This is a genomic window from Marivirga tractuosa (assembly GCF_042140215.1).
GTDB classification, from domain to species: Bacteria; Bacteroidota; Bacteroidia; order Cytophagales; family Cyclobacteriaceae; genus Marivirga; species Marivirga tractuosa_A.
In genome coordinates this window covers 2,057,702-2,071,988 of the sequence record NZ_CP159478.1, presented here as the reverse complement: position 1 = coordinate 2,071,988, position 14,287 = coordinate 2,057,702, and the positions used below count along the sequence as shown (strand labels likewise).

The 14,287-nt window shown below is 33.6% G+C and carries 9 protein-coding genes; 1 reads left to right on the top strand and 8 read right to left on the bottom strand.

What is annotated here, in order from left to right:
• Positions 1 to 7: 7 nt before the first annotated feature.
• The 4 genes from ABWH96_RS09440 to ABWH96_RS09425 all read right to left on the bottom strand — a co-directional run bounded on the left by ABWH96_RS09440 (position 8) and on the right by ABWH96_RS09425 (position 3,763).
• The gene (locus tag ABWH96_RS09440) at positions 8 to 445 is read right to left on the bottom strand and encodes a gliding motility-associated C-terminal domain-containing protein (RefSeq protein WP_375581208.1); all 438 of its coding nucleotides are present in this window, start codon (positions 443 to 445) and stop codon (positions 8 to 10) included.
• 332 nt (positions 446 to 777) lie between these two features.
• On the bottom strand, positions 778 to 2,052 hold the full coding sequence (bioA, locus tag ABWH96_RS09435; RefSeq protein ID WP_375581207.1) for an adenosylmethionine--8-amino-7-oxononanoate transaminase: 1,275 nt from the start codon (positions 2,050 to 2,052) through the stop codon (positions 778 to 780).
• Positions 2,049 to 2,657 (bottom strand): dethiobiotin synthase, encoded by a 609-nt coding sequence (gene bioD, locus ABWH96_RS09430; protein ID WP_375581206.1) that lies wholly within the window; start codon positions 2,655 to 2,657, stop codon positions 2,049 to 2,051. The genes bioA and bioD overlap by 4 nt, the downstream gene beginning before the upstream one ends.
• Positions 2,654 to 3,763 (bottom strand): aminotransferase class I/II-fold pyridoxal phosphate-dependent enzyme, encoded by a 1,110-nt coding sequence (locus tag ABWH96_RS09425; protein WP_375581205.1) that lies wholly within the window; start codon positions 3,761 to 3,763, stop codon positions 2,654 to 2,656. Before ABWH96_RS09425 ends, bioD begins: the two co-directional genes overlap by 4 nt.
• 85 nt (positions 3,764 to 3,848) lie before the next feature.
• Between ABWH96_RS09425 and ABWH96_RS09420 the strand changes: the two genes are divergently transcribed.
• The gene (locus ABWH96_RS09420; protein WP_375581204.1) at positions 3,849 to 4,433 is read left to right on the top strand and encodes a porin family protein; all 585 of its coding nucleotides are present in this window, start codon (positions 3,849 to 3,851) and stop codon (positions 4,431 to 4,433) included.
• 141 nt (positions 4,434 to 4,574) lie between these two features.
• Here the strand turns inward: ABWH96_RS09420 and ABWH96_RS09415 are convergent, their stop codons facing one another.
• From ABWH96_RS09415 to ABWH96_RS09400, 4 genes are all read right to left on the bottom strand, one after another.
• On the bottom strand, positions 4,575 to 6,734 hold the full coding sequence (locus ABWH96_RS09415) for a hypothetical protein (protein WP_375581203.1): 2,160 nt from the start codon (positions 6,732 to 6,734) through the stop codon (positions 4,575 to 4,577).
• A 5-nt stretch (positions 6,735 to 6,739) separates the two neighbouring features.
• On the bottom strand, positions 6,740 to 8,839 hold the full coding sequence (locus ABWH96_RS09410) for an OmpA family protein (protein ID WP_375581202.1): 2,100 nt from the start codon (positions 8,837 to 8,839) through the stop codon (positions 6,740 to 6,742).
• Between the two features lie 8 nt (positions 8,840 to 8,847).
• On the bottom strand, positions 8,848 to 12,909 hold the full coding sequence (locus ABWH96_RS09405; RefSeq protein ID WP_375581201.1) for a tetratricopeptide repeat protein: 4,062 nt from the start codon (positions 12,907 to 12,909) through the stop codon (positions 8,848 to 8,850).
• 150 nt (positions 12,910 to 13,059) lie between these two features.
• Positions 13,060 to 14,241, bottom strand: coding sequence for an IS4 family transposase (locus ABWH96_RS09400; RefSeq protein ID WP_375578832.1), 1,182 nt, complete (start codon positions 14,239 to 14,241; stop codon positions 13,060 to 13,062).
• Positions 14,242 to 14,287 lie beyond the last annotated feature (46 nt).

Below are 14,287 nucleotides of genomic sequence, written 5' to 3'. Positions count from 1 at the left end.
GATTTAATTATTTAATGAGCATTACTTTACCTGACTTATCAACTCCATGGCCTTCGTGTCCTTCTGCATAAACTTGATATACATATCCACCTGACGGAGCAATATTGCCATTTACAGTTCCATCCCATTTATTATCGATACTTGTAGAAGTAAAAACCACATCGCCAAAACGATTATAAACTACCATCTTGTATTCCTTCACACCTTTTGCAACTGCGCCAAAATCATCGTTTAAACCATCTCCATTAGGTGTAAAAGCTGTTGGTAATTCAAGGGAAAAAGGCTGAAATAACGTTATTATATTAGATGCACTCATAATAGAATCATTTGAAGCGCTTATAGCTAATATACGAAATTTGGTGGGTTTTTTATCAGGATCAGCGGTTGCTAATCCTGCGTTAAAGCCTAGAAATATTATTCCGATTATGATGATGATGTTTTTCATGATGAATTCTGATTAATGATATATCAAAATTCGACATATTAACACTCTTATAAATCAGAGAGATTCTTAATTAAAAAAATAAGGATAAACCGCATTAAATTAAGGGATTGTACTAAAGTGGGTTAAGTGAATCACTTAATGATTAGAGAGATTTAAAATTGGTCACAAACCGATTGCCTAGCGACTGATGGTTAGAATGATCTGACGCATATATCATAAAATATACGACACAAAATTACATCATTTGCCTATAAAATGGACTGAGTTATCGAAATACTTTAGTCGACTTAATGTTGTTTCCACAATGACATTTTTATCCGTCAGACCGTTAATCACAAATTCTCTAACATTTCTTCCACAGCCTCATAAACTTTATCAATTTCTTCCTTTTTGATGATATATGGTGGCAAAATGTAAATTACATTTCCTAAAGGCCGAAGAAGAATATCCCGTTTTAAAAAAAACGGGTAAAGTTTATGGCGAACTTCATTGACATAAGAAGTATCAGAATCTGTTTTTAATTCCAATGCGAAAATTGTCCCCAAAACTCTACTGTTTGTAACCTTAGGATGTTTTAAAATCCTCTCATGAAATTCCTTTTGCCATTGGCTGATTTCTCTAATCTGAGCTTGCGTTTCTTCTGCTATTAATAAATCAAAACTTGCAATAGATGCAGCACATGCAATTGGATTAGCTGTAAAACTATGACCATGAAAGAAGGTTTTCATGATATCATTACTTTTATAAGCCTCCATAATTTCTGATGTGCATGAAGTAACGCCTAGTGCCATAGTTCCTCCTGTTAAACCTTTGGAAAGACAGAATATATCTGGTTTATTCTCTAAATAATCGGAAGCAAAATGTTTTCCAGTCCTGCCAAAACCAGTGAATACTTCATCCGCTATGCAAATTACATCATTATCCTGAGCAATGTTGATCAACTTATCCAGAAATTCAGCATCATACATTTTCATTCCAGCTGACCCTAAGACCAAAGGTTCAAAAATAAAGGCTGCTACTTGATCGGACTCAACCAACTGATAGAATTTCTGAATGATCTCATCTTCATTCCCATTAAGTGGCATTGGCAGAAATTCTACATCAAAAAGGAAAGGGGAAAATGGTGCAGAGAAAGGCCCTCTATCCCCTACTGACATGGCTCCAAAAGTATCTCCATGGTAAGCACCATCAAAAGCAATTACTTTCTTTCTATCTTCATTTCCTTTATTGTACCAATACTGAAAAGCCATTTTCAAAGCCACTTCATTGGCTGTGCTTCCATTATCTGAATAAAAAATCTTTGATTGATTTTCAGGCAAAATGGATAATAGCTTTTCTGCCAGTTCAATTGCAGGAGCATGAGTAAATCCAGCAAAAATAACATGCTCTAAATTTTGCGCCTGTTTTGCCACTGCCTCTGCAATTTTTGGGTGACTATGACCGTGTAAATTCACCCACCAACTAGATATGGCATCCATGATTTTTCGCCCATCGGAAGTATGCAGATACATTCCCTCTGCCTTCTCGACCATTATATGTTCAAACCCATCTACCAATTGTGTAAATGGATGCCAAATACTCTCACTATCTCTTTCTAACCAGTTCATAAATTTCTTTTTAACTCATCAGCATATTTTCGAACCACTGCATGATTAATTTCTTTTTCATCTGCTATCCTTAACAAACAAGTATAGCCGCTATGTTTCAAAATAATTTCCTCACTAGCAGGATTTGAAGCACCATTAAAAACAATTCCTTTTACCTCCACGCCTCTTCTTTTTAATTCGTTTATTGTTAGTAAGGTGTGATTTATACTTCCCAAATAAAGATTAGCAACCAAAATCAATGGAACACCCCATTTTTGTGGAAAATCAATAACAAATTCCTTTTCATTTATAGGGACTAAAACTCCTCCAGCCCCTTCAATAATTAGGTTTTGATTATCGGTTTTCGGAATATCAAAATCCTCCACTTCCAATTTTACATTATCAATTTCTGCTGCATAATGTGGAGATGCTGGCGTATTAAGCACGTATTTTTCTGGTATCAAATCTGATTTTAAATTGCTCAATAATCCTCCTACGAAATCAGTATCACGAGGATAACCTGCTTGTATTGGCTTCCAATAATCTGCCTCTAATGCTTCACAAATTATAGCACTGAATAGTGATTTTCCGCTATCCGTGCCTATTGCCGTTATAAAATAGTTCATTGAAAATACTGATTGATATGTTGACACAAATTTGTTATTTCTTCTTCAGAATTGAAAGCATGAAGACATATCCTTACTCTTTCTTTTCCTTTTGGAACTGTTGGGCTTAATATTGGTCGAATATCGAAGCCTGATTGATTTAAATAATCAGCAAATTCTACAGTAGATTTTGCATCCTCTGAAATAATGCCTTGTATAGGATGACTGCTATCCAAGCTTGTTACGTTTTGACTCAATTGACTTTGAAATAATTGAATTTTAAGCTTTAAATCCTCCCATAATTCAGGATTATCACGCCTATACTTCAAGCCATTTTTAATTGTATTAACGCTGTGAAAAGGTAGTGCCGTGGTGTAAATAAATTGTCGACTATAGTTTATTAAATACTCTTTTAAGGTTCTACTTCCACAAACAGCTGCTCCATGGGCTCCAGCTGCTTTTCCAAAAGTATATATTCTAGCGAATATTTTATTTTCTAAACCCAAATCACAACTCAAGCCAAAACCAGCTTTTCCATACAAAGCTGTGGAATGTGCTTCATCTACTATAACTGCAGCTTCATATTTCTCAGCTATTTCTACAATATCCCTTAATGGCGCTTGATCTCCATCCATAGAATAAACTGATTCTACCACTATGAATACATTGCCATCAGCTTTCTGAATTTTAATTTCTAAGTCCTTTATATCGTTGTGCTTAAAATTAAAATATTTAGCCCTCCCAAGACGAACGCCTTCTTTTATACAAACATGAGATAGCTCATCCATCAAAACGGTATCCCCTTTCTGAGGGACAGAAGACAGCACTCCTAAATTTGCTACATAACCAGAATTAAATAAAAGAGCTGAATCAGCCTTAAAAAAATCAGCTAAATAAGCTTCTAATTCCTCATGGTAATTTTTATTCCCACTTAATAATCTTGATCCAGCGGCCCCATTATCAATAAAATTAACAGAATGATTATGTATTTCTTTAATTTTAGCCAAACCCAAATAGTCGTTAGAACTAAAATCAATCATTCTATTATCCGATTTTTTCAGATAACGATAACCGCCTTTCTCTTTTCTGTTTTTTAATTGTAATTCTAATTCAATATCTGCCTTCATCTACTTTTTCATGTATTTAATCGCTGAAAGTATAACATTTATCATTAAAAACGTTATAGAATTCCAAACACTAAAATTAATCAAGATGAAAAAGCTTTTTACATTATTAGGACTATTATTTTTTATAGTAACAGCAGTTGAGGCCCAGGTATTTACTGTCGGCCCAAAATTAGGGATTAGTAATACTACATTAAGTCTTAAAGACAATATTGATGCATATGAAGCTGGTGATTCAAAATTCAGTTATCATGGTGGATTGTTTGCAAGGGTTAAAATAGCTGGATTTTATGTTCAGCCGGAGGCTTATTTTAATTCAGTTAGAGGAGAATATACTGATGCAACAGACCCAAATGATGTTAAAACTCTAGAATTCAATCAAAATAAAATTGATATGCCCGTATTAATTGGTTGGAAAATGGGGCCATTTAGAATCAATGCTGGTTCAGTTGCAAGCTTCAATTTAGATGATGAAGTGGATTTTGATAATTCAGTTTCAGAATATAGAAGTGCAGTATTTGCCTATCAAGCAGGAATTGGTTTAGATATCTCAAAATTAATAGTTGACTTAAGATATGAAGGTAACTTAAGCAATCAAGCTATTCTAGGTAATGATGAAGGAAAAGTTAGGGTTAATCAAATTATGTTAAGCGTAGGATTAAAGCTCTTGTAAAAAAGCATATGAATTTATAAAATTAAAGCAGGTTAGAACTTCTAGCCTGCTTTTTTATTGATTCAAAATTTTGTAATCAGGTAATCTTAATTATGATTTATTATGGCTTAAAGAGCACATGATCATCTACTATTTCCAATATTATATTCCCTCATTCAATATCGGGATATCAGAGTAGCGTAATTCCAGATCATCATTAAACACAAAGTGTCCTTTACCATTCTTGCTTAAAAGATGTAAACTTTCTTCACTAAGCTGATAATAATAATTGATCTCAAATGGATTTGAAAAAGTGAAACTATTCTTCTTCAAAGGATTAAATTCGTAATCAAGAAGTGTGGCATTAAGGCTCTGTTGATCTTCAGAAGATGATAAAATAATAATTCCAGCATCAGTTTGAAAAACACCCTCATACTTTCCATTTATATCAATTTCCTTTATAGTATAATCTGCACTATCTGGATGAAATTTAACTGCTGTAATGAAATTAGGCCATACTGCATTTCCTAGTCCATCCCCTTGATATAATGCCAATTGCAAACTACTATTTCTTAAAGCAATCAACTCAACTGGTTTTTCTTGGGTATCAATTTCAATATCATTTTTGATTTCCCCTTTTTCATTTGAAATCACTATATGATTTATAAAATCTAAAGAATCAATATGGCTTTCGTATAGTAAATAGTTAAGATCTCCACCCCCAACAACATTTATCGCTGCAACATTTTGCCAAGCTTTATTCGATTTATAATTAGAGGGCACTGCATTATACCATGATACTTTCGTTCCATTTTTAGCTCCATAAAATGCTTGAGGGATACTATCCGCATTTAAATAATAGCCACTGAAATATTCAAGATCGTTTACATTAGTTTTAGAGAAATTGATATACGCTATATTTTTAGACAGTGAATCATTTTTATTTTCAGGATTTTGCCATTCAAAATTTATCCCTCTATAGCTTGGTATTTCTTGACCGAAAGGTTTTTCTATTTGTTCAATGATTTGTGATTTCAACCTATTGGCAGTCTCACTTCTAATTTTTAACAACTCTCCTTCCTCTGATTTGAAATAGTTTTTGAATTCATCGATACCACCATAGTACTCTTCATAAAAATCTTTATTCTTATTTAGATTACTAATCTCAATTTCATTGTTATACTTCTTTAATTCATTTTCAAGCGCTATGGTTTGCTGAAAGACACGGTTTATAGTATATAATTTAACTTGAAATGAAATTTCTTCAGCAGTATCATAAACAGCCAAACTTTTTTGCTCATTTATTAAATCAAGTTTGTCATCTTTATATTGAAATACATTGGCCACTGGTGAATTCAAATCATATTTACGTATTTTGTAAATAGATTTTTTTTCAATCGGATCTACATCTATAGAGTCATTTGGCACCCAATTATCCATTTTTAAAAAACTACTTTCTAGCTTAGATTCTATTTGTGTTATATCCTTTCTAAGTTGATCTATTTCAGTTTCAATTAAATTCTGTACTTGATTTACCCAAGCAGTATAATCCCAAAGCTCAATTTCATCAACCAGAAAATCAGTTTGGATTACCAGTCCATCAAGTCTGTAAGTTTGGATATCTTTAAATGTCAATTGTTGATTTAAAGTGAATGGCGGATAATCTTTTACGGTTTCTTTATATTTCTTGAAATAAAAAAGAGTAGAATCATAACTATTTTTCACCAAATCAAAACGTTTGTTTAATTTATCATCATAGAGCAAATAGATATCTTTTAAGGAATTATAACCTCCATTTATCCTTACAAAGTTTTTTGAAGCTAAATCATACTGCTCTACCATTTTCATGAAATTCTGATGAATTGGCGGCATATAAGTTAAAAATGAGTCTGCCTCTTTTAAGCCTTTTTCATGAACCAATCTAACAGAATCAAATTCCACCTCTGGTTTACCATTTCTCTTAAATTGGTTAGTAAAATTAGAATAATACCAAGCATTTCTTCGAACTTCTCGCTCGTCTATTAGATCTCGGGCTCGACCAAAAAATAGTTTTGCTCTTTCTGCATTGGTAATGGCCGCATCATAATCAGAAATTGGATGAGCATTTCTGTAACGACCTTCAAAAATTAAGGCCAATTGTATATTTGCAGCTGGATGTTCATTATTACTCTTAAAAAAATCAAATAATTGTGGGAAAACTAAATCTATGCTATCTCCCAAAATATATGGATTAATGTCATCCTCATAATCCAATTCTACCTGCGCATAATTTACATTCGGCAATAAGATTAAAAGCGATATGATGAATATAATTTTTTTCATTTTTCTTAATCGTTTTGAGCCAATTTAATATCCAATATTTTCAATTCCACCCTTCTATTCTTACTTCTGTTTTCTTCAGAATCATTAGGAACCACTGGCATAGATTCGCCATATCCTTGTGAAATTAATCGATCTTCATCAATGTTATCACTGGTTATATAGTTGATTACACTATTTGCCCTTTCTTTAGACAAACGCACATTATAAGCAGCCGCCCCAATATCATCAGTGTGAGCAGCTATTTCTATCTTCATACTAGGATAGGATTTCATTAATTTGATAACCCTATCCAATTCCACAAAACTACTTTCAAATAAATCAGATGAATTAGATTCGAAATAAATATCCTTTAAGGTTAAATTAGCATCTTTGGAAAGTGGCTGTAATTTCAATTCCACTCCTTTGCTATCTTCTTTAATCTCGCCTGTTTCTTCATCCACTGTTTGTAATTTACCATCATCGGAGATACCAATTTCAGTAGAGTTAAAGGCATACCCTCTATCACTTGATGCTTCTACCATATAACGATCTCCTACTCTCAGGTTAATAGTTTGATTTCCTGAAATTACAATTTCCTCATTTCTAGTTTTGTTTCTTATGATTAATTGAGAGGAAGAAACGGAACCACCACTTAATAAATCATTCACATTTATAGGTACTCCTACCTTTTCTGGAATCAACTCTATATCTTGTTCATATTCTCTATAAAGAATCAGACCCCTTAAATCAATTGAAAAACTCTTAGATTTAAAATTCTCACTTTCAACTTCAATTGTATAAGCATTTCCTATAGGTAAGTCTACTTTTGTTTTCCAGTTTTCACCATCAGATCCCACCACATCTATGGTTCGGCCAATATCATTTTTTACTGTAATAGTAGCTTTTAACGGATCGTATAATTCAATATCGTAGATGTTAACATTCAAATGAGCGGTTGTAAATAAATCTATATTTTGTTCATATTCCTGATAACTTTCAATATCTCGGAGATCATAATAATAAAGAGCACTACTATACTCATCTTTTCTAACTTCCAAATTATAGGTCCTACCAGCAGACAGGACTATAGAATAATAACCATCTGAGGGATTGTTTTCGAAACTTGTAATTAATTCTGAAGTATTGGCATCAGTTATTCTTAAGGAAGCTGAAAGCCCCTCCTGACTATCAGCATCTCTAATTAAGCCTTGAATAGTAACATTTTGAAATTGTCTATATTCTTGGGGGATTTCAACACTATAAATGTCATCCTTTTTTGAAAAATACATAATCTCTCCTGAAGCTGATATACATGAAAATAAGTCATTGTCCGTGGTGTTTACATATTCCAAAGGAACTGGACTGACCCAGTCCCCATCAGCATTAAGTTGGGTTTGATATAAGTCAAATCCACCAATACCACCTTCCCTAAGGGAGGCAAAAATCAATGTTCTGTTATCCGCCATAATTTTAGGTGCCTTTTCACATCCTAAATTAACTGGGTAAGGCAAAACTGTTGGTTCTGTCCATCCACTATCTGTTTTTTGAGTGGCATAAATTTCGTAACAAAACTCAGTTACTCCTTCGGGTGTGTTCTTGCTATTCCTAGCAAAATAAAGCGTTTTACCGTCAGTGGTAATAGTTGGAAATCCGTCAAAACTTCTACTATTCACATCAGGGCCAAGATTTTTTGGTTTCGACCAAGTATCGCCAATTCTTTCAGAGTAAAAAATATCTTCAGCACCGTAACCACCATCAAAAGAAGCATGAAAGTATATTCTATTTCCATCATAGCTAAAATTCGGTTCACTGATTACATCAATTGAATCACCATAATTATTAATGCTATCTAAGGAGATTTCATCACCCCAACTACCATTCTCATCTTTAGTTAAATATAATTTCCAGGAACCATCCTTATTGGATTCATAAATCAATGTTCTTCCATTTGCACTAATACTGGGTGCATATTCGGTGAAATTGGGCGTACTGATCTCACTCACTATTTGTTTCGGATAAATAGAATCCAGCACCTGTTCAATAGAATCTTTTTGGGATTGTCCGAATCCTAAGAAGCACCAAAAAGTAATAATGATGGGTAAAAATATTCTACTAAAATACTTCATAGTTTTTCTCATTCTCCAATAATAGTAAATGCCGCCCAATAATAAGGCTGTGGAAACTCTTCTTTAATTTTCATTTGTGCTTTCCTGAAAGCAGTAAATTTATCATCTCCCTCAGTCCAATGTTTATAAAATTCAGTCATCAAAAGCTGGGTTGTATAATCATTTACTGTCCACAAACTCATGATAAGATTATCCGCACCAGCCACTAAAAATGCTCTTTGTAAACCATATACCCCTTCCCCATTTTTGACATCTCCCAAGCCCGTTTCACATGCCGAAAGCACTACCAACTCAGTTCCATCCAGATTTAGATTCATAGTTTCATAAGCTGTCAATAAACCGTCTTCAAAGCTATTCTCATATGGCAAACCACCCGCTAAACCTATTGAGGCACCAGAAAGTAAAATTCCAGATCTTAATAAAGGATTTTCCTCTTTCCCTTGATTTTCTACTCCTGATATTTTCTTATCTGCATCATAGGTCTTAAAAAAACCATGGGATGCTATATGCAAAATATTTGGTGCAGTAATGCTGTCTATTAAAATTTCATTAGCCTCAGCTTCCATGTATTTACTGACTTTCCAGTTATTGGCTGTTGTCATAGAATCTATAGCATTGATTTCCACTTTTGTTCCTGGCAAAGCTGGAATTCCACCACTAAAGCTTCTCATTAAGCCTATGTTTTCAGCAGTTAACGTCAATTCATCATCTGCCCTGCCCAAAGAAAAATCAGGCGACCCTATTAAAACTAATGAAGGATATTCATTTTTAGAAAGTGAATTCTTCTCTGTCATCGAAGGATGATTTGAAGAATCATTAGGAGATAATTTCGTATCGTTTTTTATTAAATCCCTTGCACTGGTGATTATTCTTATGTTTTCTTTTTCTAATAAATACTGTTCTAAATTTTCACTGAATAATGTATTGATATTAATCTTATTATATATGCCATCAGGACTAATATAAAGTTTATCTAAACCTTCAGGTATTTTTTGATCCACCCATTCCCATAGATTTTCATAAGAAATATTGTCCATTAATTTGAACTTTATCAAGTTTTGATATGCATTAAAATATTGTTGTTCTATCCGTCTTCCTTCCTGCAAAACTGCTATTTCAGGCTCATCCATCTCTGCAGTTAAAATAAGACCAGCATAAATTATAGAATCATTTTTCAAACTCTTTTTAACCCTAACCAACTCCACAACTCCCGTATTTGGCGCTAAGCTCTCTTTCAATTTTCTCCAATTTATACTGTCTGTACCAAAACCCTCATTAAATAAACTTGATTTTAAACTTAGCTCCTTTTCCCTACTATTGATTGAAGCTTCTAATTCATTTAAATTAATATTTTTAGCTTTAAGCTCTTCTTTAGTATAAGAATAATATTGAATTGCTTTTTCCTTTTCATCCAGCCAGGCATTAAACAATGAAATTAAACCCTCATCATCACTATTGAGAATCTGATTGCGCATCTTAGCTGATGCATTTAATAACATGGCTTTGGTTGTTAATTGTAAATCGAATAAATCTTCCTTCAGCTTAGGTATACTTTGATAATTTTCAATTGCAAAGTCTTTATAACCTTCAAATACAGGGTTTACTTTATGGTAAAAAGCAGATTTCTCGCTTTCACTCATGGAGGGAAAATACTCCTTAAATAAAAACAAATAACTATTAACGGATGAATTAAGTAAAGCATAGGCAGAATCGATTTCGTTTTCTACTTGCTTTAAAATCCCCCAACCATAGAGTGTAAAAATATAATCTGGATGGTTTTCTCCTAACACCTCTTTTCTCAGCTTTGTGACTTTAGAAAATAATGAATCTGCTTTTTCATGTTGTTCTTGCTTTTGATAAAGAACAGCTAAATTATATTGAGTACTAGCAAATACAGGATTCCCCACACCATATACTGCTTCATCTATTACCAAGGATTTCTCATAATAGTCCTCAGCCTTTTCAAAATCTCCATTTGAAAGGTATAATGAAGCAAGATTGTGTAAAGTAGTAGCATATTTCGGATGACGAACTCCATAAATAATAGAATCCATTTCCAAAGCTTCATTTAACAATGGTAAAGCTTTTTCAACATTTCCTTCGCTTTGATATATGGAGGATAAATTTTCAATGGAAGTCACATAAGAAGGATGAAGTTTACCTAATTTTTCAGTGTAGATATTTATGGCCTTTTCTAAATTACTTTTAGCTTCTTTTAGGTTCCCTGTACTTTGATAATACAATCCCATTCCCGAAAGTGCGTCTGCATATGCTACACTTTGATTTCCAAAAATTGTTCTTGAAAGCTCCAATGTCTTTCGAAAATAGCGCTCAGCTTTTGGGTATTCCGCTTCCGCTAACTTAACCAATGCTAATTTTGAATTTACATTTAATAAGGCTGGATGTGATTCTCCTAAACTATTGATATAAGTTTTCTCCGCCAATTGATATAGAGAATCTGCTTTTCTGTATTGCGATCTACTTTGTGCGACTGCTCCTAAATTTTCATATGTTCTAGCATTATTTTCATGATCTTTATCAAATATAGAATTAAAAATAAAGGCTGCATCTTTAAAATAGGATTCTGCCAAATCATAATCACCATCCTCCAATCTCAAAGAACCTAGATTATTTAAAGTATTTGCATATTCAACTGTTTGCTTCCCTAATGCTTCCTCTATCAACTTAAGGTTTTCAGTAAAATAGGAAGCCGCTTTTTCTATATTGGTTCGGTTTTGTTCCAAAACTCCCAAGCTATTGCGAGTTTGAATCTCAATCTCTGTCTTAAACTTATTCTCCCCTTTAAATTGATCCAAGGATTTGTTCAAATACATTTCAGCAGAATCAAAATTAGCCAACTCCAAAAATATATCTCCAGTATTTTTAAATGTTATGGCCTTTTCCTCTTTCTTCCCCTCAATGTTTTGCAATATTTCATTTTCCACTGTTAATAATAACTGCAAAGCTGAATCCAATTGACCCATCGATTTATAAACCAATGCCTTTTGAGCAAGAATTTTAGAGGATTGCAAACTGTCAGACTGAGTTTTAATCTGAAGTGAATCATTAGCTGTGGAATATAAAGCTAAAGCGGAGGTATAATCCCCCTTATTAAAGGCTATTGCTGCACTGTTAAGTTGACTTTGCACATCATCACCACTTAATGCCAATAAGGATTCACCTTTTTGAGATTGACCTGTTTTCTGGTATAAAACCCCAAGATTATTCTTGGCACTTACATATAATTCTCTGTCAGTTTGCTCATCATCTTCCAATTGTGATTTTAATATTTCATAAAATGAAATTGCTTGGTCATTTTGGCTATTTTCTTGATAGATTAGAGCTCTTTGATAAGCTGATATTTTCCATAATTCACTATTCTGAAGATTATTATCTTGGGTAATACCGATTACTTTATCATAATATGTTGCTGCTTTATCCAATTCATCCGATTCTTGCAAAAGCGTAGCAACATAATAAAGAGAATTCAAATACTGAGATCCTGCTTGGGCCACAAATTGATTTAAAATTGATAATGCTTCTTGAAAATATTTTAAAGCATCTTCTTCCTGATTTTGATACAATAATGAAGCGTAATCATATATGGCCAAGGCATGATTTAAAGAGTTTTTATCTTCCTTTTGAAGAACCTCCATGTAGTCTTTGGAAAACTTCAAGGCCTCAGGAATATTTTCAGTTTGCAAATAAAGCTGAGACAAGTAATTTAATAATTGAATATAGAATTGGGTCTGCTGATCAAAAGTCACCTCATTCATCAACTCCAATTCCTCTTTAGCCAACCCTAAACCCTCATCAAAATCTTCAGTTTTAAAAGATAACTTAACCCCTAAATGTAAAGTAAGTACATAAGCTTGATGCTTTTTTCCATAAGTATTTTCTGCTTGTTCAAGAGTTTTATCAAGTAAAGATTCGGCAAGCTCTAATTTATTTTCTTTCTCTGCTTTTTGTAAAGCCGTAAATGACTCATCCCATGAGTTTTGAGAATATCCTGCTATTGAACTGAGGATGAGACTTAAGAAAAATATATACTTCCAAAATAGTTTTACCATACCTATGCAAGATGATAATTTCAATAGAATAATGAAAAAAATTCATCGAAATACCTAGTTTTAGGTATAATGTTTATTTTAAATACAATGCTGTCCTAAATAATTTAAAATTGCGATAAAAGCCTACTTCTACTGCTGTTTAGTCCAGCTTTATCCATAATCAGGAAAAAGGTCCCCCTGTACGCCTTGATTTTGTACTTTGGGCGGATCCTCAAAGGGTTTGTCCAGCCATTTTTGAAGTTTTATTTTAACAAACACGTTAAGCCTGATAAATGCCACCAAATTAGAAAGGTACCAGTTGTATTTCGCTTGGTGCTTCATTACTTTAAGTAGAAGTATGGTAATAAGGGCAGTCCATATCTGTATCATAACAGCATTTTCAGAAGTACCAATGAAAGTTTTGATATGTAGCAACTGTTTAATATCCCTGAAAAACACCTCTATTTCCCATCTTGACTTGTAGAGGTCACCTATGGTTTGAGCCGCCCATTTAAAATTATTGGTGATGATCTCAATGGTTTGCTGATTTTCATCGTCCCATACTGCCACTCTTCTAAGCTTATCAGGGTATTTTTTCTTTGATTGGTAACCGGTGAGGATTATTTCTTCATCCTTTAAGATATGCTGTGCTGTGTTGTTGGGCAGTTCTCTTTCCTTCACCATTTCAAATTTAAGGTTCCCCTTGTGCCTGATCACGAAGTTTACCCCTTTGCTGTCCCAAATGTTGAGCATGGGGAAATCATTATAATATCTGTCAGCCACGATCACTGAGCCTTTCTCCAGAGGGATATCATAAGCCCCTTTGTTATCGCCCACGCTACCCTCGGTAATATTGACATAAACAGGCAGTTTACCGTCATAATCCAGTAATGTGTGCATTTTTACAGCCCCCTTTTTGGTGCGGAAAGTAGCCCAGTCAAATACTGACAGACATAGACTGATTACAGTGGAGTCCAACAGGTAAACCGGGACTTTTATTTTGAGCTTTGTTCGCTTTACACCTATCTGCTGTCCTAAAGAATTAAGCAAACTGTAATAGAGGTCTTTGAACAAACTAGCATCTCTACGCTTGTTTTGATAACTTATACTTGACTTTGAAGGGGCTTGTTCAACACCTAGATGATTCAGGTTACCTGTTGCCGAACGCATGCCGTTGGATATATCTCTGACCGAAGTAGCCTTGGCAAAATGACAGAACAACATAGAGACTAGATGTGTCCAACTGTTAAATCCTTTATTGGCTTTATCGGTCTGTTTTCCCCTAGCTAAATTATTGAATTTTGAACGGTCAATTTTTTTAATAATCTGTGCAAAAAGTGTAATATTGCTCATGAGGGGTTTTGTGGTTTTTGTGTCAACCCAAAATTAATATTTTGGG